General features: G+C 51.8%; 30 protein-coding genes and 1 tRNA gene. 8 read left to right on the top strand and 23 right to left on the bottom strand.

Going from position 1 to position 21588, the window contains the following annotated elements; translation table 11 throughout:
• Positions 1-14: 14 nt before the first annotated feature.
• The 10 genes from ACZ5AM_RS09085 to ACZ5AM_RS09040 all read right to left on the bottom strand — a co-directional run bounded on the left by ACZ5AM_RS09085 (position 15) and on the right by ACZ5AM_RS09040 (position 6296).
• Complete coding sequence (locus ACZ5AM_RS09085) at positions 15-1112, bottom strand: AAA family ATPase (RefSeq protein WP_464914652.1); 1098 nt, start codon at positions 1110-1112, stop codon at positions 15-17.
• A gap of 51 nt (positions 1113-1163) precedes the next feature.
• A complete protein-coding gene (locus tag ACZ5AM_RS09080) occupies positions 1164-1553 on the bottom strand; it encodes a type II toxin-antitoxin system VapC family toxin (RefSeq protein WP_464914651.1) in 390 nt (129 codons plus the stop codon).
• The gene (locus ACZ5AM_RS09075; protein WP_464914650.1) at positions 1522-1707 is read right to left on the bottom strand and encodes a hypothetical protein; all 186 of its coding nucleotides are present in this window, start codon (positions 1705-1707) and stop codon (positions 1522-1524) included. Before ACZ5AM_RS09075 ends, ACZ5AM_RS09080 begins: the two co-directional genes overlap by 32 nt.
• Complete coding sequence (locus ACZ5AM_RS09070; RefSeq protein ID WP_464914649.1) at positions 1704-1850, bottom strand: hypothetical protein; 147 nt, start codon at positions 1848-1850, stop codon at positions 1704-1706. Before ACZ5AM_RS09070 ends, ACZ5AM_RS09075 begins: the two co-directional genes overlap by 4 nt.
• A 365-nt stretch (positions 1851-2215) precedes the next feature.
• Complete coding sequence (gcvH, locus tag ACZ5AM_RS09065) at positions 2216-2620, bottom strand: glycine cleavage system protein GcvH (protein ID WP_464916109.1); 405 nt, start codon at positions 2618-2620, stop codon at positions 2216-2218.
• 135 nt (positions 2621-2755) lie between these two features.
• On the bottom strand, positions 2756-3580 hold the full coding sequence (gene rsmA / locus ACZ5AM_RS09060) for a 16S rRNA (adenine(1518)-N(6)/adenine(1519)-N(6))-dimethyltransferase RsmA (RefSeq protein WP_464914648.1): 825 nt from the start codon (positions 3578-3580) through the stop codon (positions 2756-2758).
• On the bottom strand, positions 3577-4197 hold the full coding sequence (locus tag ACZ5AM_RS09055) for a DUF655 domain-containing protein (RefSeq protein ID WP_464914647.1): 621 nt from the start codon (positions 4195-4197) through the stop codon (positions 3577-3579). The genes rsmA and ACZ5AM_RS09055 overlap by 4 nt, the downstream gene beginning before the upstream one ends.
• Before the next feature lie 69 nt (positions 4198-4266).
• The gene (locus tag ACZ5AM_RS09050; RefSeq protein ID WP_464914646.1) at positions 4267-4635 is read right to left on the bottom strand and encodes an RNA polymerase Rpb4 family protein; all 369 of its coding nucleotides are present in this window, start codon (positions 4633-4635) and stop codon (positions 4267-4269) included.
• Between the two features lie 2 nt (positions 4636-4637).
• Positions 4638-4934 (bottom strand): 50S ribosomal protein L21e, encoded by a 297-nt coding sequence (locus ACZ5AM_RS09045; protein ID WP_464914645.1) that lies wholly within the window; start codon positions 4932-4934, stop codon positions 4638-4640.
• A 201-nt stretch (positions 4935-5135) separates the two neighbouring features.
• Entirely contained in the window at positions 5136-6296 is a 1161-nt protein-coding gene (locus ACZ5AM_RS09040; protein WP_464914644.1) for a tRNA pseudouridine(54/55) synthase Pus10, read from the bottom strand.
• Between the two features lie 46 nt (positions 6297-6342).
• On the opposite strand from ACZ5AM_RS09040, the gene ACZ5AM_RS09035 reads away from it, so the two are divergent.
• Complete coding sequence (locus ACZ5AM_RS09035; protein ID WP_464914643.1) at positions 6343-6636, top strand: transcriptional regulator; 294 nt, start codon at positions 6343-6345, stop codon at positions 6634-6636.
• Here the strand turns inward: ACZ5AM_RS09035 and ACZ5AM_RS09030 are convergent, their stop codons facing one another.
• The 5 genes from ACZ5AM_RS09030 to ACZ5AM_RS09010 are packed head-to-tail and all read right to left on the bottom strand — an operon-like array spanning position 6637 to position 9237.
• Entirely contained in the window at positions 6637-6846 is a 210-nt protein-coding gene (locus tag ACZ5AM_RS09030) for a PRC-barrel domain-containing protein (protein ID WP_464914642.1), read from the bottom strand.
• Positions 6847-6882: 36 nt separating this feature from the next.
• Positions 6883-7410: a hypothetical protein gene (locus tag ACZ5AM_RS09025; protein WP_464914641.1), complete on the bottom strand. Its 528-nt coding sequence runs from the start codon at positions 7408-7410 to the stop codon at positions 6883-6885.
• Between the two features lies 1 nt (position 7411).
• On the bottom strand, positions 7412-8062 hold the full coding sequence (locus ACZ5AM_RS09020; RefSeq protein WP_464914640.1) for a DUF120 domain-containing protein: 651 nt from the start codon (positions 8060-8062) through the stop codon (positions 7412-7414).
• Entirely contained in the window at positions 8031-8624 is a 594-nt protein-coding gene (locus ACZ5AM_RS09015) for an endonuclease V (protein WP_464914639.1), read from the bottom strand. The genes ACZ5AM_RS09020 and ACZ5AM_RS09015 overlap by 32 nt, the downstream gene beginning before the upstream one ends.
• Positions 8617-9237, bottom strand: a complete 621-nt coding sequence (locus ACZ5AM_RS09010) for a translin family protein (RefSeq protein WP_464916108.1) — start codon at positions 9235-9237, stop codon at positions 8617-8619. The genes ACZ5AM_RS09015 and ACZ5AM_RS09010 overlap by 8 nt, the downstream gene beginning before the upstream one ends.
• Before the next feature lie 89 nt (positions 9238-9326).
• Here ACZ5AM_RS09010 and gatD point away from each other — a divergent pair, with 89 nt between their 5' ends.
• The 6 genes from gatD to ACZ5AM_RS08980 are packed head-to-tail and all read left to right on the top strand — an operon-like array spanning position 9327 to position 14824.
• A complete protein-coding gene (gene gatD / locus ACZ5AM_RS09005; protein ID WP_464916107.1) occupies positions 9327-10649 on the top strand; it encodes a Glu-tRNA(Gln) amidotransferase subunit GatD in 1323 nt (440 codons plus the stop codon).
• The gene (locus ACZ5AM_RS09000) at positions 10649-10855 is read left to right on the top strand and encodes an antitoxin family protein (protein WP_464914638.1); all 207 of its coding nucleotides are present in this window, start codon (positions 10649-10651) and stop codon (positions 10853-10855) included. Before gatD ends, ACZ5AM_RS09000 begins: the two co-directional genes overlap by 1 nt.
• Complete coding sequence (locus tag ACZ5AM_RS08995) at positions 10821-11294, top strand: type II toxin-antitoxin system VapC family toxin (RefSeq protein WP_464914637.1); 474 nt, start codon at positions 10821-10823, stop codon at positions 11292-11294. The genes ACZ5AM_RS09000 and ACZ5AM_RS08995 overlap by 35 nt, the downstream gene beginning before the upstream one ends.
• Complete coding sequence (gene gatE / locus ACZ5AM_RS08990; RefSeq protein WP_464914636.1) at positions 11291-13177, top strand: Glu-tRNA(Gln) amidotransferase subunit GatE; 1887 nt, start codon at positions 11291-11293, stop codon at positions 13175-13177. The genes ACZ5AM_RS08995 and gatE overlap by 4 nt, the downstream gene beginning before the upstream one ends.
• Positions 13178-13208: 31 nt before the next feature.
• Positions 13209-13754, top strand: a complete 546-nt coding sequence (locus ACZ5AM_RS08985) for a hypothetical protein (RefSeq protein WP_464914635.1) — start codon at positions 13209-13211, stop codon at positions 13752-13754.
• 23 nt (positions 13755-13777) lie between these two features.
• Positions 13778-14824, top strand: a complete 1047-nt coding sequence (locus ACZ5AM_RS08980) for a glycosyltransferase family 2 protein (RefSeq protein ID WP_464914634.1) — start codon at positions 13778-13780, stop codon at positions 14822-14824.
• A 12-nt stretch (positions 14825-14836) separates the two neighbouring features.
• On the opposite strand, the gene ACZ5AM_RS08975 is transcribed toward ACZ5AM_RS08980, so the two are convergent.
• Positions 14837-15340, bottom strand: a complete 504-nt coding sequence (locus ACZ5AM_RS08975; protein ID WP_464914633.1) for an HIT family protein — start codon at positions 15338-15340, stop codon at positions 14837-14839.
• Between the two features lie 93 nt (positions 15341-15433).
• Here ACZ5AM_RS08975 and ACZ5AM_RS08970 point away from each other — a divergent pair.
• A tRNA-Val gene (locus tag ACZ5AM_RS08970) sits at positions 15434-15511 on the top strand.
• Positions 15512-16423: 912 nt separating this feature from the next.
• On the opposite strand, the gene ACZ5AM_RS08965 is transcribed toward ACZ5AM_RS08970, so the two are convergent.
• The 7 genes from ACZ5AM_RS08965 to ACZ5AM_RS08935 form a co-directional block, all read right to left on the bottom strand.
• Positions 16424-16723, bottom strand: coding sequence for a hypothetical protein (locus ACZ5AM_RS08965; protein ID WP_464914632.1), 300 nt, complete (start codon positions 16721-16723; stop codon positions 16424-16426).
• Between the two features lie 67 nt (positions 16724-16790).
• On the bottom strand, positions 16791-17390 hold the full coding sequence (locus ACZ5AM_RS08960) for a hypothetical protein (protein WP_464914631.1): 600 nt from the start codon (positions 17388-17390) through the stop codon (positions 16791-16793).
• Positions 17391-17461: 71 nt separating this feature from the next.
• Positions 17462-17884, bottom strand: coding sequence for a hypothetical protein (locus tag ACZ5AM_RS08955; protein ID WP_464914630.1), 423 nt, complete (start codon positions 17882-17884; stop codon positions 17462-17464).
• A gap of 53 nt (positions 17885-17937) precedes the next feature.
• Positions 17938-18168 carry a hypothetical protein gene (locus tag ACZ5AM_RS08950; RefSeq protein WP_464914629.1) on the bottom strand — a complete coding sequence of 77 codons (231 nt, stop codon included), beginning with the start codon at positions 18166-18168 and terminating at the stop codon, positions 17938-17940.
• A gap of 96 nt (positions 18169-18264) precedes the next feature.
• Entirely contained in the window at positions 18265-18873 is a 609-nt protein-coding gene (locus ACZ5AM_RS08945; protein WP_464914628.1) for a hypothetical protein, read from the bottom strand.
• Between the two features lie 117 nt (positions 18874-18990).
• On the bottom strand, positions 18991-20004 hold the full coding sequence (locus tag ACZ5AM_RS08940; protein WP_464914627.1) for a type I restriction endonuclease: 1014 nt from the start codon (positions 20002-20004) through the stop codon (positions 18991-18993).
• Positions 20005-20519: 515 nt separating this feature from the next.
• The gene (locus tag ACZ5AM_RS08935; protein WP_464914626.1) at positions 20520-21344 is read right to left on the bottom strand and encodes an integrase; all 825 of its coding nucleotides are present in this window, start codon (positions 21342-21344) and stop codon (positions 20520-20522) included.
• Between the last annotated feature and the right edge of the window lie 244 nt (positions 21345-21588).

Genomic DNA, 21588 nt, shown 5'->3' with positions numbered 1-21588 from the left:
TCCCTCTTTTTTCTCTACTTGAAGCACGCCTCCAGTATCGGGTCCGGGATTCTGTAGTGGACGTTTCTTCCCTCCCTGACCTTTTCTAGAAAAGACGAGTCAACAAGCGCTTTAAGGAGCCTCGCTAGCACGCTGTCGGCTATGCTCTTACCCTCTTTTCGTTCCAAGTGCTCCTTTATCTCCTCCCACGTCCGTTTTCCACTCGCCACGGCCCGCATTATCTCGACGTACCTATCCCTCGCCGCCGACCTTTTCACCAGGAAGTTCTCGAACTCGCTCATCGCGAGCGCCTTTGCCTCCTCGAAGACTTCATCTATGAGCCCCCGGGACAGGCCATTCTCCATCGCTTTCCTCCCGAAGAGGACGAGCCAGCCGACTATACCGTCAAGCCTCTCAACTGCTTCCTCAATGAGCCTTTCCGGCGGGTTTATACCAACCTGCTCGAACCCCTTCAACAGGAAGTCCATGCTCTGCTCCGGAGTAAAGCAGGACAGGCTCACCTCGTGGAAGTACCGTCCGTACAGCGGCGCTTTGGGGTCATCGACCCCGAGGTAGTCGTGGAGGAGGCCAACCTCCGAGCCTGTCATGACAATTCTCAGCTCGGAGTAGTCGTAGAGGTGTGCTATCAAACCCGCGAACTCACTACCAACCGGCCCTCTGAGATACTGAACCTCATCGAAGGCCAGGACAACGTTGTATTTCTCCAGTTCCCTGAATAGGGCAATCAGGTCTGTCTTCTCTCCCTTCCAGGAGAAGCTCACACCAAAGCCGAGCACTCTCAGGCCAGAGATGCTTTTGAGGTTCCCTTTGACCTCTTCCCAGATCCCACGGTTTTCGCGGAAGAATGCATTGATGGCGCTCTCTATCCTCTTGTAGACGTCCATGCGGGAGTTGGGATTCACTCCCCTGAAATCAACGAGGATGTAGGGGAGGTCAAGCTCGTTGAGGCCAACGAGGAGGAGGGAGGTCTTTCCAAGCCTCCTTATGCCGGTGATGACCGTAAGCGGGTTGTTGGACTTCAGGGAGTTCTCAAACTCTCTCAGTTCACCTTCCCTGTCGTACAAATCCTCCCGCCGCCTCTTCGGGCAGGTGTCGAAGTACACAACTATCACCCCAGTAGTTAACTACTGGGGCAGAAGTTATAAGGGTTTCGAGAAAACTGGCTAGTTCCTCCACGTTTTGATTTTAAGGCCAAGGCTTTGGAGGGGTTTGAAGTGTTTTTCGTTTGCGGTCCAGAGGGTGTAGTTCTTTGCTATGGCGGTTGCTCCGATGAGGAGGTCGTTGTCCTCTATGGATCTTCTTACTCTTCGAAAGGCTTCCCAGTAAACGAGGGTTATGTGGTCGTCTATGGGTTCTATGTGGTATAATTCCTGGAGGAGTTTGAGGAACTGGACGGCTCCTTTTTGGGTTCTCGCTCCTCTGACGAATTCTAGAACGGTGATTATGGAGATGTTGAAGTAGTGCTTGTGAAGTTGCCGTTTTCTTGCGAGTTTTATGAGGACGCTCGTGTCGGCGAGGATTTTACTTTTTGGCTTTTTTGTCCTCGATGGCATCCCAATCAAACCTCTCCAAGAGCTTGTAGAGTTTCTCGGCGGTCTTTTTTCTTCTGAGGTATTCTTTGAGAGCTTCGGTTATCACTTCCTTTGGGACTTTCTCGGGGGTTTCTATGAGTAGGGTTACCTCGGTCGTGTTCTTTTTGTTGGTCATTTCGTCGCCACCTTTCTTACTTTCAGGCCTCTTGTGGAGTAGCCTGCGGCTTCGAGGTATTCTTTGAGGAAGGTCTTGAAGTCCCGGGTGAAGTCTTTGCTCCACTCAGGGGGAATTTTAACGGTGACTTTGACTTTCGTCATGATCTCACCCTTGTGGATTTAGGTGCTGGTGATAGATTAACTTTTCCATTTTATGAGTCCGGAAAAGTTTATTTGTCTCGCCCAAGTCAGAAGAGTGAAATCCAAGTTTGAGCTTTTTATACTGGATGCTGTCTCATATACCGACAGCCGTGGAGGCGATGACGAGCCCTGGAGTGGCTGACCAGTGATGACGGGCATACTGGCCGAGCCGCTAGGCTTTTAACTCCCTTTTGGAGAGGGTAGAACGAGCGATGAAGAGCTCTAGGGTAGCTGAACCGCGCGGGCGGAAGTGATGATAGCAGAGGGCTGAGCTCACTCTTTTCCAGAATCCCCCGAGAATGAATGGGATGAAAAGGGAGCCAGAATCAGAGGCTCTTCAGGTACTCGGCGTAGGCCTCCGCGTCCATGAGCTCCTTGAGCTCCTCGTCGAGGTTGCTCGGCTTGAGTTTGGCTATCCAGTTCTCGTAGGGATCCTCGTTGAGAAGCTCTGGGCTGTCCTCGAGTTCGGAGTTAACCTCGACGACCTTCCCGCTGACCGGGGCGTAGACCTCGCTGACGGCCTTGACGCTCTCCAGCTCGCAGAGGACGTCGCCCTTGCTGAGCTCCTTCCCGACCTCGGGGAGCTCGACGTAGGCCAAATCGCCAAGCTCCTTCTGGGCGTAGTCGCTTATCCCGACGAGAACGGTTCCATCCTCAAGGACCTGGGCCCACTCGTGGTCCTTCGTGTAGTAAAGGCCCTCCTTAACCTTGTATTCCCCGACTTCGATCATGAACATCACCGGGCAGTGTAGCAACTTTGAGCATTTAAACCTTATTGTGGTCGTCGGCTATTCTTCAAGGGGTATGTGGGTCTGAAAGCCCCCTTTGTAGAAAACGTGAAGTGAGAATACCTTGTTCAGATATTCCTACCCGGAAGGTTCTTCTTTTGTGAGAAGCTTGGAGAGGTGGCCCTGAATGTCCAGGACATCCTCGGGTGTGAGCTGAAAGACCCTCTTTGAGCCGTGGGGTATCCCATCTGCTATCCGCGCCATGTCTCCCTTGCTCAGTCCGATCATGTGGGGGGACTTCTTCAGCGCCGCCCTAACGGTGCTCCTTCTATGCTGGAAGAGGGCTTTAACAAGGTTTTCATCCAGCTCTATTCTCTCACCCTTTGGTTTGGGCCTTAGGACTATCACTGCCGAATCAACCTTCGGCCTCGGCCAGAAGGCGCCCCTGCCTATCCGCTCCACCAGCTCGGCGTAGGCCTTCGCCCTGACCATCAGGGAGAGGCGGGAGTAGTTCTTTTCTCCGGGTTTAGCGACCATCCGCTGGGCGAACTCAAGCTGATAGATCAAAATGGCGACGTCGAACTCGTGTTCCAGTATCTTGAAGGTTATGGGGGAGGATATCTGGTAGGGGAGGTTTGAAACGACCTTGTTGAACTCGGGGAAGGCGACTTTGAGGGCATCTCCGTGGATTATCTCGACGTTTGACCATCCGTATTCCTTCCTGAGGATCCCCACCAGTCGGGGGTCCTTCTCTATCGCGTAGACTTTCCCTGCCCTCTTGCTGAGGGGATCCGTTAGGACACCAAGCCCGGGGCCTATCTCAAGGACAGTGTCGCCCTCGGAAACCTCTGCCCGCTCTATGTTCCTCTCGATGATGTCGGGCACTATGAGAAAATTCTGCCCGAGATCCCTCTTCGGGTTGAGGTTGTACTTGGAAATTAAATAAAAAAGGCGCTCCCTCATTCCCTGAAGAGCCTCCTTGAGCCCACAAAGAGTCTGTAGCGGTCTTTGCCTTCTATCTCTTCAACGACCCTCTTGGCGATCATCTCGCAGGGGTCGTGGAGTCCCTTTACCCTGGATTTTAGGTCTTCAAAGCTCTTGAATGGTTCTTTCTTCCGCTCCTCAAGGATTTCCCACATGAGCTTCTTGCCTATCCCGGGCAGGAGCTCGAGGCTGTGAAGCCTGTTAGTTATCGGCGGGGCGATGTTGAAGAACTTAACGAAGCGCTCCTCGTTGTTCTTCACTATCTCCTTGACAACGTAGGGAAGCTCGGCCTTTGCCGTTGCCGTGAGCTCATCGTGGCCTATCTTCCTGTTTATCATAAGGATTTTATCCCTGTCTCCCTTTCCGATGAAGACCCTTTCGTAGAGCATGAGGTCTGATTTCGGGGTGACTTCGAGGAGGGTGAAGGCCTTCTCCCCTATGACCTGGGCGACTGGCTTCCCGGTTCGCCTTCCGGTGCTTATATCGGTGTACCCCTCGGGAAGGTAATCCAGAACGTAGGCGTACTCCTCGTACTCTTTGTTGTGCCTCTTCTTCTGGAGGCTTTCCCGATACGGGTGGCGTCTCGTGTAGTCCATCTTCTCTCCCCCAAAAACTCTACCCCTAGGAGTTTTTATACTTTGTGAGGAAAAAAGGTAGAACGGCCGTCACTCAAGCGGCCGGTACTCGTCGAGGAGCCTTATTATCTCCTCCGCCTCCTCTTTCGTGGGCATGTACTCCTCTTTGGCGAAGATGACGCGGATGTCGAAGTAGTCCTCCGGGAGGAGGTCCACCAGCTTGACGGCTATCCTCTCGTCTATCCAGTCGAAGAGGCCGAGGAGCTTCTCCTTCAGCTCCGCCGCCTGCTCTGGCTTGAGCTTGGCGAAGCGCTCGGCGTGCTCGAGGCTAACCCTGGCCTCGTAGAACATGGGCTCCTCCGGGTTCTCCTCGATGCCCTCTGCCTTGCGCCTCTCGAGGAGCTCCCTTGCCTCCGCAAGGGTTAGGTAGCGCTCCTCTATCTTCTTTTTCCCGATCATGCTCATCCCTTCTGGGGCCTGAGGTGGACCGGGTGGATGAAGAAGGTCTTAACCTTGCCCCCGTCCTTGAGCTCCACGATGTAGGCATCGCCGCGCTTGCCGACGACGGTTCCGGTCCTTCCGTGGAACCTCGGGTCGGGCATGCCCTTGTGGTAGCTCGGCTCTATGACGATGTGAACCCTCTGCCCGACCTCGAACTCCTGGAGGAACCTGGTGAGCGGGGGAAGTCCCCTCCTCCTCGGGCTCTTGCTGAGCTTCCCGCGAGTCTTCTTCCTGAAGCTGTGCGCCTTCTTAACCATGTCAATCACCCCTTTAACCCGTTTATGCCTCACAGGCACTAAACACACGGTTTTTGCCTTCGAAACCTCAAGGCACTGCGTTTAGCGAAGGGGGTCTTCTTTTCACCTTTTTAGCCTCCCAGCTAACCCCCTCATGGAATCACTAAAGCCTCGGACGGTCCATTTATAAATCTTTCACCCGGTGGGTAGAAGGGGAAATCATCAATCGTCCAGTATGTTCAAAACATCAAGCCTCTCGCACCAGGCAGGTTTTCCAAGCAACTCGCTGACGCTCGGCTTCGTCCTGCCCCTGTCTCCGGAAACCAGCTCCTTTATGTATAGCCCCCCGTCGGTCACGAGTCTTAACTCGAAGTGCTTCTCGTCTATCCACCTCGCCTCAGCCTCGTGGACCTTTCTGACCCTGACTTTGTCGGCCCTGGCCTTTCTGACGCGCCACGGCGTTCTTTGGTGGATCTCGAGGCCCCTCAGTTTTCTGGCTACCCCCTCGGCTTCCTCCGGTGTTACACCTTCCTCAACGAGGACGAGGGCTAGATACTCCTTCCTGTGGCTCTTCGTCAGAACTTCCTCGGCCTCTTTCGGCGAGACGAAGCGGAGGTTCAGGACCTCAACCTTTCCGCTTGAGTTTATCTCCCTTGCTATAGCGCCGAGGTCGACTTTCCTCCTCTTCGGCCGCTTTATCTCAACGATGAAAGGCCTTCCGTTGCCGAGCATGCGGACGTCAACGTCTTCCCTGCCAGCGCCCTTGAAGACGCACTTGCCGGAGAAAGCCCTGGAGAAAGCTCTGCAGATTATCGAGGCCACGCTGTCCTCGAACTCCGGCAACGGTGTCTGCGGGATCCCCCTGACGAGCTTTCTGTAGCGGCCGTAAATGTAAACCGGGTTTACCTGGAGCTCGATCCTGCCTGTGTGGGGTTCCACCACGAAGACCACGTCCGGGTTCCTTGACGTGTCCTTGCCCGTGGCCAGACCGAAGGCCTTCCCCAGCTCGCGGTTGAACTCGCGGTTTATGGGCTCGGCCGTTTCGATCCCGAACTCCCCCCATATGGCCCGCTCCTTCCCCTCGACGTCCTCGGGGAAGCGCGAACCCACCAGAAAGGTATCGAACTCTACGCTTCCGGAGGATTCGAGCATCTTTTCAACGAGCTCCGGGATTCTCTCGAAGACGTTTCCACAAAGCTCGCATTTTTCCGGTTCGTCGATTGGGGCCAGACCTCTGGCCGAGCGCTCCATGTTGAGGACGAACCTTATCGCTTTTCCCCTCTCCTCGTTGGTACCCTTACCGAGTCGGGCGAAGAGCCTTCCGAGGCAGTGATCGCAAAGTTCATGCCTCTTGAGTATTTCCCCAGCCTTTTCCACGATCATCGTCGACACCGGTTAGGTTTAAATCCCTATTTTCCAATGCATCCCCATGATGACGAGAAGGCAGAGGATAATAAGCCTTTTGGAGGAACGGGACTACTCGCCGAGTGAGCTGGCGAGGGCCCTTGAGCTCAGGGGCAAGGGGGCAGTCAAAACGGTCATTGAAGACCTCAGGGCGATTCAGAAGACACTCAAGAGGGAGGGAAGGGTTCTCCTAATAAAGCCCGCCGAGTGCAGGAACTGCGGCTTCGTCTTCAAGCCGGAGATAAAGATACCCTCTAAGTGCCCGAGGTGCAAGTCGGAGTGGATAGAAGAGCCGAGGTTCAAGATAGAGAAAAGGTAATCACTCCTCTCTCGCCTTGACCAGTATTATGTCGCCTATAGCCGTGACCCTCTCGTACGGGATGCCAACCTTCTCCCCTGGAAGGGCCAGCGCCAGAACCCGGCCGTAGCCGCTGTCGATCTCGATTAAAACCTCGTCCACGTACCCAACGTAGTTGCCCTTCGTATTGTATATCTGCTTTCCGTATATCCTCGAGAGCCTCATGACCACTTAAACCACCCCCAGAATTCTGCTTTCCCATGATATTTAAGGTTTAGGTTTTCCCGGCCTGGTTGATATCACGAGGAATATCGCCGCCGTGAGGAACGCCGCTATCGTCCCTGTGATCCCCACAAAAACCGTCCCGACCATGGTCTCAACGCTCTTGAGCATCCCGAGAACGCCTTCTACAGCCAGGGCTGTTACGACGCCCCCAAAGTACGCCGGACCTGCGAGAAGCGTGTCTATGATCCCCGTAGGCGGAAAGATACCGAGGGCCAGTACGGAGATCAGTATAACGGCGAACGACTTGGCCATGGTGACGCTCGACAGCTCAGCCACCGCGGTTATCGCGAGGATAGCAAATACTCCTCCCAGATAAGCCACGGGGGACGCCCTGAACTCCAGCCTCAGGGGCCAAAAAGCCGCCGCCCCCACCGCCATCCCCAGCGCGTAGACCCCGAAGACCTCCCCCACGGGGGCGGTTTCAGGGACTAGGCGGAGACTGAGCAGGAACGTGACGAGAACCCCGATTCCGGCACCAGTAAGTAGCTTTCCGGTGGTTTTCCACTCCATCTCACCCACCTTCCACAACGGCCTTTATCTTCACCCTGTCCCCGTCTCTGAGCCCCAGCGATTCCCTCAGGTTTACGGGCGCTATTATCTCCGCTATCTTGGGGGGATGAACGGTTCTCGATGGGACCACTATCGCCCCTTTGATCCCGTTTATAACGACGGGGTACGCCTTAACGTCCCCGAAGGTTCTCCCGTCTTTTACAAAGCCTGGTATGAGGATGGGTCTCACGTTGACGAGGGCGTCAAAGACAGTTTTCGGAAACAGAACCCGGACGTTGAGGGTTCCGGGGTAGGGTTCAAAGCCGAGGTACTCCTTTATCCTCCCACTGTAGAGCCTCACGTAGTACGACCCCTCCCCCAGCCCAGAGATGACCTCGCCGAGGATTATCCCCCTGTAGAGAACCCTCTCGAGCCTTTCACACAGTCCCTCGAGGAGGGCAAGTCCCTTATCGCTCACCTCGAGGTAGGTCTTTCGCCCCTCCACCTTCCGGGTTATCAGTCCGTCCTCCTCTAACTCCTCGATGGCCCTTAGAACCGTCTGGGGGGATACACCGAACTTTTTTGCAAGCTCCCGCAGGGTTGTGGCCTTTTTCTCACCTATCGCACCCATTCCAGCTATCTCAATGAGAACTTGGGTCTTTTCGAGCTTCATCTCCGGCACCTTTGGAAAGCCTGTCCGCGAGCTTGAGCGGTAGGGGATAGCCGTTCCGGCTTAAAGCCTTAACTATCTCCACCGCGGATTCAAGATCCACGAGATGGCCGACGCTCACGTAGGCCTTCCCGACCCTGGCCCACGAACCTGGTGGGGCCCCCCTGAGAGGTTTTTTCGCGACTGCAACGGTCGGGATCCCCAGAACGAGCCCTACGTGTGAGGCCAGGCCGTAGCCCCTCGGGTGTGCCTTCCCGTGTCCCTCGACCAGCAACACGTTTGGCCTCTCCCCACCAACCGCCAGGAGAATCGGCCTCGTCTCCCTCAGGAAGAAGAAAGTGGGGACGTATGGAAAGGGGACCTCCGTTTCCACAACTCGGGACCTAATCATGCCGCATCCCGGAAAGGAGCAGAGGACGAAGGCTGCTCTAGCCCTTTCCCCTCGGTACGAGACGTCAACGGCGCCAACGGTCTTTATGGACCCCAGAGAGATTGGCCTCTCCACTATCCTCCCAGAGAGCTTTCTCTGAACTCTCTCCAGCTTTTTAAAGATTTCCTCACTCATTCCCAACCGCCGCTTTGAGCTTCTCCTCGAGGCTCTTGCTCAGCTTGGCCCTCACCAAATCCTCCAGGGTTCTCTCGAGTACATGCCTCGCCTGGTCCTGCTTCGTCCTTATGTTAACCAGCCCCTTGGGGTATTCCAGGGTCATCAGCTCTTCGTACAGCTCTTCCATGAAGTGATAAACTTCCTCGGCCTCACCGATTTCTCCCCTGAGGAGGAGAAGGAGGAAATGCCTCCTGAGTTCGCCTATAAAATCCCCGAGGCCTAGTAAATAGTCGGCCTCCGGAACGCCCAGATCCCAAGGCGAGGGGAATTTCCTTCCTTCCCTATAGGCCAGCAGCAGAGTTGCCTCGACGAACTCCTGATGGGCGCTCTGGACGTAGCCGGAATAGTACAGCATCGGATACGGCTTCAGCTTCTCCCTCAACGTCTCCACAAGTTTTTGGGCGTTTTTTAGTCTTTCCCTTGCGGTTTCCAGGTCTTCCCTGTGTATGGCCTTAACCGCATCGCCACTCAGCCTTAGGATGTCTCTCGTGAGCTTCAGCGCTTCTTCTCTTGCTGAATCGGCCTCGTCCAGAACCCTCTTTATACCCCCAACGATCTCGCTAAGCATCATTGCGTTCACCACTGGGACTATGCACAAACACCTTAAAACCCATTCACAAGCGTTTTATAGTTTGCACCCAACTTGAGCGGGGGATGAAGATGGGAAGAAAGGTTGAGGAGTTCATGAGGAAACATAACCTTGAGGTTGGAGACCTAATCAGGATTGTCAAAAGGGAAGGGAACGAGCTTTTAACCTTTGAAGGCCTTGTAATGCCTCCCTATGAGCTTTCTCCCGGCGAAACGCTGACGATAAAGCTCGACAACGGCTACAACATCGGCGTTCTGATTGACGCCATCGAGGGCGTGGAGATACTCGAGAAGGCCGTTGAGAAACCGGAGATGACGTTCCGGGAAGTTCTCCCCCGGAAGGAGGGTCTCCCCAACGTTACAATCCTTGGAACCGGTGGAACGATAGCGAGCAGGATAGACTACAAGACGGGAGCAGTTCACCCGGCTTTCACCGCTGAGGAGCTTGCCAAGGCCGTTCCGGAAATCTTTGAGATGGCAAACGTCACACCGAAGCTCATAATGAACATCCTCAGCGAGGACATGAAGCCAGCCTACTGGGTTAAGATAGCCGAGGAAGTGGCAAAGGCCCTCAACTCCGGTGAGGACGGCGTTGTTATAGCTCACGGAACGGACACGATGGGTTATACCGCCTCTGCATTGAGTTTCATGCTCAGGAACCTTACCAAGCCCGTTGTTTTGGTCGGTGCCCAGAGGAGCTCCGACAGGCCGAGTAGCGACTCAGCTATGAACCTCACCTGTGCAGTGAAAATGGCAACCAGCGAAGTCGCTGAGGTCATGGTTGTCATGCATGGGGAAACGAGCGACACCTACTGCTTAGCTCATCGCGGAACGAAGGTAAGGAAGATGCACACGAGCAGGAGAGATGCGTTCAGGAGCATAAACGACGTTCCGATAGCAAGGGTATGGCCTAAGGGTAAGATAGAGTTTCTTAGGAGTGATTACAGAAGGAGGAGCGAGGGAGAGGTTGAAGTGGACGGAAAGATGGAGGAAAGGGTTGCAATCCTCAAGATTTATCCTGGAATCAGTGGTGAGCTTCTCGACTTTCTGGTTGACAAGGGTTACAGGGGTGTTGTCATCGAGGGAACCGGCCTCGGTCATGTTCCGCAGGATTTCATACCGCACGTCCAGCGCGCCGTTGAGGAGGGTGTGGCGGTCTGCGTAACGAGCCAGTGTCTCTACGGAAGGGTGAACCTGAACGTCTACTCCAACGGAAGGAAGCTCCTCAAGGCCGGGGCGATTCCCTGCGAGGACATGTTGCCCGAGACTGCCTACGTCAAGCTGATGTGGGTTCTCGGCCACACCACCGACCTCGACGAAGTGAGAAAGATGATGCTCACCAACTACGCCGGCGAGATAACGCCCTACACGAGGTTTGACACCTTCCTGAGGTGATGGGTGTGGGTATAAAAGCGGTCTATAAAAACGGGATTTTTATGCCTTTGGAGAACGTCAAACTGCCTGAGGGAACGGAGGTAGAGGTTATAGTGAAGAGCGCCGGCCCGATTCTGAGGAAATACGCGGGCATATTGAAGAAGAGCGAGCACGACTGGGAGGCAGAGTACTATGAGTACATCGAGGAAAGAGCTGGCGGTAGTTGACAGCAACGTGTGGGTTGAGGTTCTCAGTGGAAACGAGAGGGCAGTTGGGCTCCTAGACAGTGTTAGCAGAGAGTGCAAGCTGTGTATAACCCCCACCATCTATTCAGAGGTTTCCTTTGTCATTCTTGGTCATCATTTCACTTCCAAAACCGGGAAAAAAGGGACTTATGCACTCAAGAAAGAGCTGAAAAGAGACCCCTCACTCTATGAGATTGTCGAGGCCTTTGACAGCTTACTCGATGAGCTCCATACTGCTGGATTGCTTGAGTTCTTGGAAGAAACTGAAGAAGTCGTCAAGAGGAGCAGAGACTTGCGGAAAAAATACGGCCTCTTACCCAACGACGCCTTAATACTTGCAACTTGTGAAGTGTATGGGATTTCAAAATTGGTTACCTTCGATGATGACTTTTTGAGAACCAATCTGGAGGTGTTGAGATGACCGAGAAGTTCGATTACGAAAAGCTCGGCCTAAAGGTCGGCCTTGAGATTCACAGGCAACTCGATACTAAAAAGCTGTTTTCACCCGTTCCGAGCGAGCTTACCGAGAGGGTTGACTTCACCTTTGAAAGACGCTTAAGGCCCACGATGAGTGAGCTCGGGGAAATTGACCCTGCCGCTCTGGAGGAGTTCAAGAAGGGGAGAAAATACATCTACGAGGGTAACTACGAGCTCAGCGACCTGGTTTACATGGATGAGGAACCGCCGAGGGGACCCGACAGGGAAGCCCTTGAAGTTTCGCTTCAGATTGCCTACCTCCTCAACGCAAAGCCCGTTGATGAAGTTCACTTCATGCGTAAAATAGTCATAGACGGCTCGAACGTTTCCGGCTTCCAGAGAACGGCAATAATAGCGCTCGACGGTAGGGTTGACACCCCCTGGGGGAGCGTTGGAATCCCGACGATATGCCTTGAGGAGGACGCCTGTAGAATAGTCGAGCGGAAGGAAAAGGAGGTAATCTACCGCCTCGACCGCCTCGGAATTCCGCTGGTTGAGATAAGCACAACCCCCGACATACACCACCCGGAGCAGGCTAAAGTAGTCGCGAAATACATCGGCGATGCTCTAAGGGCAACGAGAAAGGTCAAGCGCGGTCTCGGAACGATAAGGCAGGATTTGAACGTCTCCATTAAAGGTGGCGCTCGCGTCGAGATTAAGGGCGTCCAGGAGCTGGACATGATTCCCCTCATCATCGAGCGCGAGGTTGAAAGACAGCTCAACCTTCTCAAAATCCGCGACGAGCTTCGCGAGAGGGGCGTTAAGCCAGATGACATCAAGGAGGAATTCTACGACGTTACCGACGTCTTCCAGAACACTGAATCAAAGATAATAACCCGGACGATAAAGAAAGGCGGGAAGGTTCTTGCCGTTAAGTTACCCAAGTTCCGCGGGCTTATAGGCAGGGAAATCCAGCCGGGCAGGCGTTTGGGCACGGAAATGGCAGACAGGGCTAAAAAGTACGTGAGGGGAATCTTCCACATTGATGAACTACCGAACTATGGAATTACAGAAAAAGAGGTTAACGCAATCATCGAAAAGCTTGAGCTTGGCGAAGAAGACGCGTTCGTTCTTGTTGCTGCGGAGGAGGAAACCGCCAAGAAAGCTTTAGCCGAGGTAATCAAGCGCGCTAGGGAAGCTATAGAAGGTGTTCCCGAGGAGACGAGGAGGGCTTTGCCGGACGGCAATACCCAGTACATGCGTCCCCTCCCCGGCAAGGCGAGGATGTATCCCGAAACCGACATACCCTCGATTTTCATTCCACCTGAGGAGAAGGAGAGGATTAAGGCGAGCCTTCCGGAGTTGCCACAGGAGAGGGTTGAGCGCTACGTGAAGGAGTATAAGATTGACAGGAGCCTGGCTGAAACCCTCGTCAACGACGAGCGCGATGAACTCTTCGAGGAGCTCGTGAAGAGGGGCATAAAACCATCGCTGGTCGCCTCAATCCTCGTGGTTGTTCTCAAGGGCCTTAAGAAGGAGGTCCCGATAGAGAAGGTCACCGATGAGCACATCAGGGAGGCCTTTGAGCTCTACCTCAACGGCAGGATTGCGAAGGAGGCCTTTGAGGAGATTTTCAAGGAACTCGCCAGGCACCCTGAGAAGACCGCCGAGCAGGTTGCGGAGGAGAAGGGCCTGACCCTCCTCAGCGAGGAGGAGGTCGAGAAAATCATAGACGAAGTCGTCAAAGCCAACATTGACGTCATAAAGGCCAAGGGAATGGGAGCAATGGGCATGATAATGGGAAGGGCAATGGCGAAGCTCCGTGGCAGGGCGGACGGTAAGCTCGTCAGCCAGCTCGTCAGGAAGAAGATTCAGGAGCTGAGTTAAGCTTTTTATCCCTTTTCTCCAAATTCCTCCCATGAGGTACCGGTATCGAGTGCTCTACTACACTTATCCCCCCGATCCGGAACTTCTTTCGAGGCTTAAGGGAAAGCTGCGGGACTACACTCTTCTCCTCAACCCCGACAAGACTTGCCTCCACGATGCCCTCCTGATAACTGCAATGACGAGTGGAGAAGTGATCATCGCGAGGTCTGGGGATACTTTTCTCATAGCACCCTCTCAGGATGTCCCGTCCGGCTGGACCTCTGGCGAGGAGTTTCTGATAGGCAGAGAAAGGGGCCTTGAAAAGGTTGCGGGTGATATCGTGGGGAAAGGAAAGGGCAATGTCATAGAGGGTGCCCTGGTAGTCGGCTTCTTAATCATCCTTTCCTACGTCGGCTATCGCCTCCACTCCCTGGGCCTTATCAATAACTTCCTCTTCCTCCTCGGCCTCTTCCTCAGCCTCTTTGGGGGCCGTTTGAGGGGTTATCGAAGGAGAAGGTCAGAGCATCGGCTCCTCGTCACCGCTCGGAGTGAGGGAAAAACTCATCATCCCCGAGGTGGTTTGGGGTTAGGCTTTTAAAAATCTCCTCCTACCCGTGAAGGATGCTGGTCGAGATCCTCCTCTCCCTCATCCTGCTCTGGGACGGCTACTTCTTCCTCCGCTACCTGCTGAGCCTTAGAAAGGCCTATCGCACGCGGGAGTGGAGGCCGAGGGTCAGCGTTCTCATCCCGGCGTACAACGAGGAGGAGAACATAGAGGATGCCGTTAAAGCCGCCCTCTCCCAGGACTACCCCGATCTCGAGGTGATAGTTATCGACGATGGGAGTGAGGACGGGACGTACGAGAGAGCTTTATCGGTTAGGGACGAAAGGCTCAAGGTCATAAAAGCCGAGCACGGCGGCAAGGCGAGGGCCCTAAACCTGGGCCTTGAGGCCTCCTCCGGTGAGATCGTTGTGACGACCGACGCCGACGGTTTTCTGGAGGAGAAGGCCGTCTCCGAGCTCGTGAGGAGGTTCTACTCCGAGGATGTTGTGGCAGTCGGGGGACAGGTTCGGGTTGCTGGGAGGAGGTTTCTTGAGCTCGCCCAAGACGTTGAGCATTTGAGGATAGCGATGTTCAGGCGGGCCAAGGAGCTTGAAAACCTCAGCCTCGCCCCGGGACCGGTTTCCGCCTTCAGGAGGGAGGCCCTTCTGGAGGTAGGCGGCTTCGTCGAGGATCCGGTTGAGGACTACGCGACAACTATCGCCCTCAAACGGATCGGAAGGGTTCTCTACGCGCCCACGGCCAGGGCGTGGGTCAGGATGCCCCTGACGCTCTCGTCCCTCTGGAGACAGCGCAAAAGGTGGTTCCTTGGGGACCTGCCCAAGCTCGGTGCGGGGCCGCTGAAGGACCGGTTCTTCCTCGCCGTTAGCGACGTTATAGCGCTCTCCGATGTCGTCTTTCCCCCAATGGCCATTGCGCTTGAAAGGTGGGGGCTTTTGGTCCTCTTTGTCCTGTTTGAAATGCTGACGATGGCCGTGGCCGTCAGAAACGAAGGGGGTTCAAAACTGGAGATCCTTTTGTTTCCAGTTCTCCTGTGGTTCTGGGCGGCCTTTTACCTGTTCCTCCACGTTTACGGCTATCTGAGGCTGTTCGTCTTGAAGAAATAGGGAAAAGCTGGATCAGAAACGCTCGGCTTCGTTTAAAACCTCGTCTATCGCCTTTTTTAGCTCGTCGTAGGCCTCCTTCAGGGACTCCGGGATGACCTTGGTGTCAGCTACGACCGGCATGAAGTTTGTGTCCCCGTTCCAGCGCGGGACGATGTGGAGGTGGACGTGGTCGTCTATTCCAGCCCCAGCCACTCTGCCCAGGTTAACGCCCAGGTTGAAGCCGTCCGGGTTCATGGCCCTCCTTATTGCCTTTATCATGAGCTGGGAGAGCTTCATTATCTCGAGGATTTCTTCATCGGTGAGGTCTTCCCACTCCCCGACGTGCCGGTAGGGGGCTATCATGACGTGGCCCGGGTTGTAGGGGTAGTTGTTCATTATCACGAAGCTGTGCTCCCCGCGGTAGAGGATGAGCCTCTCCCTATCGCGGTTCTCCTTCGGGAAGTCGCAGAATATGCATCCCTCATGCTTCGGTGAGCGTATGTACTCTATCCTCCACGGTGCCCATAGGGTCTTCAAGCTCTCACCTCCTGCCGTGGGATGGAATTGGGAGTTAAAAACTTTCCCCGGCGAAAGATTTATAACCCGCGCTCCTCTCCTCATAGACGGGACGGGCCCGTGGTCTAGTCTGGTTATGACGCCGCCCTCACGAGGCGGAGGTCCGGGGTTCGAATCCCCGCGGGCCCACCAGAGCTGACGCTCTGGAGACTGAAGATCGTAAACCGCCCCATTTCTTAACAACCGCTCCAACCGAGCCAATCTCTCCTCAAGAAGAGAAATCCGGTCTTTTTCATCATCAGATTTCTGGGGTATTTGTGCAACCTGTTGTACAACCGGTTGTGCAATCCTATCATCTGTAAAGACTATAACCGCCAACCTGCCATCTACGTATGCGACTTCAATCTCGACCTCCTTACCTATCAACCAATCCCACTCTCTCGGCAACCTAAGAACCGGATACTCAACACCCGAACTATTCCTAACCTTGCCAACTTTTCTTCTAACCCTCACCGTATACACCCCCAAAGCAGAAATTAGAGCTAAACTCACCCCTCCATATCAGCCCACTTTGCACCCTTTCTGAGCAGGTATCCGACGAACATTATCGCCACCATCGGGAATACCACAAACACCAACACCGCAAGCAATATTGAACCCAGTAGGCCAAAAAACAGCCCGACCCTCTGGTGCCCATTATGTAATACATCGTTAGGAGCGCTATTATGAACGCCGCTACAAAACCTCTCTCTAGTATTCCGTGAACCTTCCTGAAAAGCCAAAAACCAAACAGGAGTATCGCCAGATACCCCCAACGCCCCCATAGACCATCACCTACATCATTCGATCGTCAGCTTTTTGATATCTTCTGAACTTCTCTGAACTTCTATAAGTCTTACTTAGTACGAGTACCAAAAAATTTATATATTAAAACCCTGCTGCTATTACTGGGAGTTAGGGTGAGTCAATCCCGACCCGACCACCCCGACCCCGACCCGACACCTAAGGGCCGGGTCTCCCGGCCCTCCTCATTTTGCCCACCCATACTTTAAAGGGAGTTGTTTCCTCACAAAATCATAACCTGCTACTTCTGCTGTGAGGTATTCAACCATACATCCTCTCCTCGTCGTTTATCGCGCTGAACCCCGCATCCCTCTTTGCGAGAGCCTTGACCACCGCATCAATCACCCCCGCAACCGCGAAAACCTTAAGATACCGCTCGTCCGACCCCGCATCCACACCAAGATACTCTGCCAACTTGTTGGCAAACTCGTAAATCGTATCCGACTCTGTATAAAGCTTCTCAATGTCATCCAGCCCCTTCATAACCACATCCTTCGACTCAACCCTAAACCTCTTCCTAAAATCCCATTCACTCCAAACCCAACCTCCACTCTCAGCCATAGCTACCACACCTCCCACATCAACCACTAATTTCGACAGAGAATAGTACATGTGAGGAATTCACACTTCAACGTTTAATATACTTCTTTTTCCGTCTTTTCTCTAGAGAGTCTCCCCGTTTTTGGAGCGTTTCTTTCTTGAATCTCCTAAGAACCCAGACCTCACCCCACTTTTCATACTTGTCCTTGTACCGAACCTTAATTACTTCATACATCTTCCTCTTGTTGGAAATTGCATAGTCCACGGCATTTAGGTTCCAAGTTCTTATCCCAAACACTTCCTCGGTGAGATTATTGACTTCAGCTTTAAGTTCACGGTATGGTATCCATTCTACGACCTCTGCCCGTATTTTAAGATCCGTTGGATCCAGCTCTGGGCGAGCATAGAAGTACCATACATTATATGTCCTCCTTATTGTCTCGATCTTGTCGAACTTTTTTCTGTAAATCCGCACTGGTTGTTTGAGAGACAATGTAGAAAGCCCTGCAACTGCCTCTTCAAAAGAAGTAAATGGAAAATGCCAATCATTCTCTGGAATTATACACGGACTTCGCACGATAATTCTTGCGATAGTCATGTACACCATATTCCTATTTTTGCTTTTCTCTTTCGATTCTTCTTGCTTGTGATATTCTGACCTCATGTTGCGTGAACCTATATAAACCAAGGAAATTCACCTCCACTTCTCCGTTCCGAGCCAGTAACCCTTCTCGATAACCCTACCAAGAGTAGTAAAAATCACCAAGAAAGCTCACCCCCATTCTTAGAAATCACTTCACCAACAATATCCTCAATATACGGTATCCTCTCCCTAACCTGCCTCAAAAACTCCAGAAAAGCATCCTTCAGGTAATCCGCCTCAACCTTACCCTTAACCCTCACCTTCGCCATCGCCTCCAACTCCCCAAACATATTCTCCTCGTACTTAAACTCCTCAACATGCCAACCATATTGGGAAACTACATCCTCCAACACCCCGTCCGCGATTATCTCCGCCAAAACCGTATCCGTATCCATTATGAGGATATAACCCTCATACTCCCAGATATTAGCCACAACCCTCTTAAACCCAACCTTGAACCCAAAATGATAATCCACCATGTCCTCAATCCCAAGATAGAAAACCGGCCTTGTGCTCGACCCAGCCTTCACCACAACCACACTTTCACCCCCAATTCGTAATTCACCACTAAAATATGAAAACTGAAAAGACATCACCTACCCCTCATAATCCTTTCAACCTGCTCATCCGTAAGCTCGACCTCAAGCTCCTCACCGTTCCTGACCCTCTCCGTAATCTCCTTGCCAAAAATCTCCTCGAACTTCTCCCACATAGGCCTCTTGTTGAAGTAGTCGAGATAAGTTACCACATACACCATCTCCTTAAGGGAAACCATCGGAGCCTCGACACCAAACCACCTAACCTTCTTAACCACAGCCTTCATTTCCCAACACCCCCTATATATTATTCCGCCCAACTAGATATGGCTGCCGAATATTACGATAATACACAGTATTTTTATCTGGCTATCCTAACCATTTCACTCAGGTGCCAGTATTTTTGCCACAAACTCGTTCAACTCCTCCTCATGACCGATAACATAATAATCAATAATCCCCGCAACAGGAATACCCTTCTTGTAAAGCACGCCAATAAAAACACCATCCTTCCACCGACCCGTAAAAGCATAATCCCCAGCCGACGAAGCCCTAAGCTTCCTAAAGAACTTCGCAAACCTGTATTTTTCGTCGTTAAGAACCTCAACCATCAACTGCTTAGCCACATTCCGCCTGAAATCCTTCCCAGCATGAGAACTCGTAATTATGACCTCCTTAACCCCAAGCTCCTCGCCCTTCTCCCTAATAAACTGTGCAACCTCATAGAAATTAACAATCTTTTCCTTAAACCACATCGTCCTGAAAACATCCGGTATGCCCTTCGCATGCTCCCTCTTCAATATGCCGACGTAATTCCCGTCCGGCATATACCTGTCCGAGCCAAGATGCACCAACCAATACGACCGAGGCCTCCGAGTCTGCAACCTACCCTCAAGAACATTCTGAAGAGCCATATACGACATCGCCCTAACATACCACTCCACATGCTTCCCAAAATCCACATTATCAACTATCAGTATAGCCTTCGGCATACCCAAACCCTCCTTTAGCAGAATAACTATTCTTTATTGAGAAACTAAGGACACAAAACACCAAGTGTAGAGAGATCGAAGGACTTCTTTCAATATCCTCCCTCCAATAAGTTCTCGCTAGACCAATGTTATGGCCACATCAATCTCTAGCCTTTGAATCAGTTCTTTTAGGATCCTGATCGTAGAATTTCCATCACTTGGCATTCTTACTCCAAAACCAGCACCGACATAAATGACCCATGAACTTCTTGGAATGTTTTCTATCCTATCAATCCAGCCGTATATTCGGAGATCCTCAAGAGATACTCCCTTCTGAATCAAAAATACTACAACTGCAGGCAGAAGAGTACTCCATGCGAGTCTAGGTCTCTGCCTCCAAGAAGCTCCACCCACAACATCAAGCCGATACCATGTTTCCCTAAATTTTACGTATACTGCCATTGGTCTTTTTCCCCTGAGATCACTATTGAAAAGCTCATCTATTGTGTGTGTTGGAGGCTTATCAACGGTTACCTCAGTTACAGTTAGAGTTCTAATCCTCTCGGATAAACCTGTTTTTTGTATACTTTGCGTAACTCCACTCTGCCACGATCTATCAGTATCGATGGCTGGAAGATCCACTAAGGTTTTTCGCTCATTGTCCGAAATCTCCACTAGTTTGTCTATTTTCTCTTTTGATAACCAAGATAGCCTTCTAGCATTCTCCCCTAGAGGTAGCCACTTTAAGTCCACAACAATAACCCGCCTATCTGCCAGTCTTTTCTCCCTATCAAAAGCATCAATAACTACCCATTGAATGCCATTTGTTAGTATTCCAATTCTGACCCCATCATTAAAACAATAATATCCAAGTTGTCTAAGCGCATTGTGATCTTTTATCACATTGGTATTCAGATTTTTGGCTTCTACATAGGCTACACATTTGCCTCCTTTATATAGTGCATAGTCCACTCGGCCTCCTCCATCACTCCTCGCTTCTGGAACCATGTCTCTGGGATTAAAAATATCCCATCCAAGACCTTTTAAAATTCGTAGGATTAAATGCAATTTTGTGGCCTCTTCATTGGATAGGTACAGGGATCTGTTTGAGTTGATTAGTTCTAACACCTGGCTTAAGACTTCCATATCCATAAAACCACCACACTGATTATGTGGGATTCCTTTTTAATATTTTTTGTAATGGTGAACTTTTATATTCCATCAAATCTTACTTCAATCAAATCCAAATTTACCAATTAGTTTCAGCCATATTTTGAAATTCTAACTTGTCATAGTAGCATAAAATTACTCTGCCAAAACTAAAAATGGAAATTAAAGTTGCTCCCAGTTATCCAGAAGACTAATCAAATACCTGTACACTCCGCCAAGGAACACCCAAACCAAAAGCACCATCGTAATGAAAATCAAAAACACCATGAATCCTGATCTACTCAAAATAAAATACGCTGCCACCAAAGTTGCCAAGAGTGCAAATGGATCAAACATCTTTCTCATGCTCATCACCAACCCAATCTTAAACCTCCTGAACTCAAAAACCCCACGAAAACAAAGACAGTCTGTGGTATCCTGAGTCAAATAATCAGGAATACGACTCTCAACAATCACCTCCACATCCGATACCTCTATCCATACCTCTATTAAACCGTTTAAACTTGTGGTCTCCCGTCCGGGAACAGCACCCGCTCCAGCCTATCCACAACCTTCGCATAATACCGCTTCGACTGAACCATCATGTCCAAGTAATGAAGAGCCATAATATCCTTGCCCAAACTGTGACCAACGTAATACTTCACAATCGACTCCGGAACCTCAAACTCCATCATCTTGTTGATAAACCACTTCCGAAGATACTTCATCTTCACACCCCGCTTCACCGCATAAGCGTTCAACGCATAATACCCAACATCGAACCGCCGCAACATCTTGGCCAACCAAACCGGCATGAAAACCGCATTCGCCCGCTTGAAACCCCTCACCCAATTAAGCTCGTAATACGCAATCTCGCTCCCGTTCACCCGCTCAAACTTCAACAACCGCTCATCGAACTCATTCAACACCTTAACCGCCTCCGCAACCCTGATACCACTGAACGCAATAATAAGGAAAGCCAGACGCACGTCGTCCCTGTCCTTGATACGAGAATACCAGTCCCGGACTTCCTCATCCGACGGCAAATAAAGATCTAAACCCCGCTTCGGAATCTTTAGAACCCTCCGCAACTTATCCGCGAACTCCTTGTTAATCTCCTCCCGCTCCTCAAGATAGTTAAGCAGGTTCCGAAAAGCCTTGACGAACTTGTCGTTCTTACCAGCCACCGTCATCAACTCCGAAACCTCAGCCGAACTACTGATGACCCGCTCACCGAGGAACCTGTCCAACGAACTGATATAATCCCTCACCACGCCCCGACTAACCCGACCTTCCAGCCACCGCTTGAACCCCTCCCGAACCCTCGCATAATCCACGACCATATCTATTGAATTTATTCTATATACACCCCTACCATAAACCGCATCATCCGTATATCTGAAATCCGTATCATCTTTATTAACCGTATTAACTGTACTATCGGATATTCGGATATTCGGGTTTAATTTAATAAATTCAGTAAATATAGGGTTACGGTTATACGGTGGCCCGGTTTTTTGCGGAACCGCCGACCCCGAATAACTGAGATACGGATTATCCGAACCCAAATCACCCAAATACCGATTA

The sequence above is a fragment of the Thermococcus fumicolans genome (assembly GCF_055386755.1).
The sequence above is the reverse complement of the archived record's forward strand: the minus strand, read 5'-3'. Positions and strand labels throughout refer to the sequence as shown.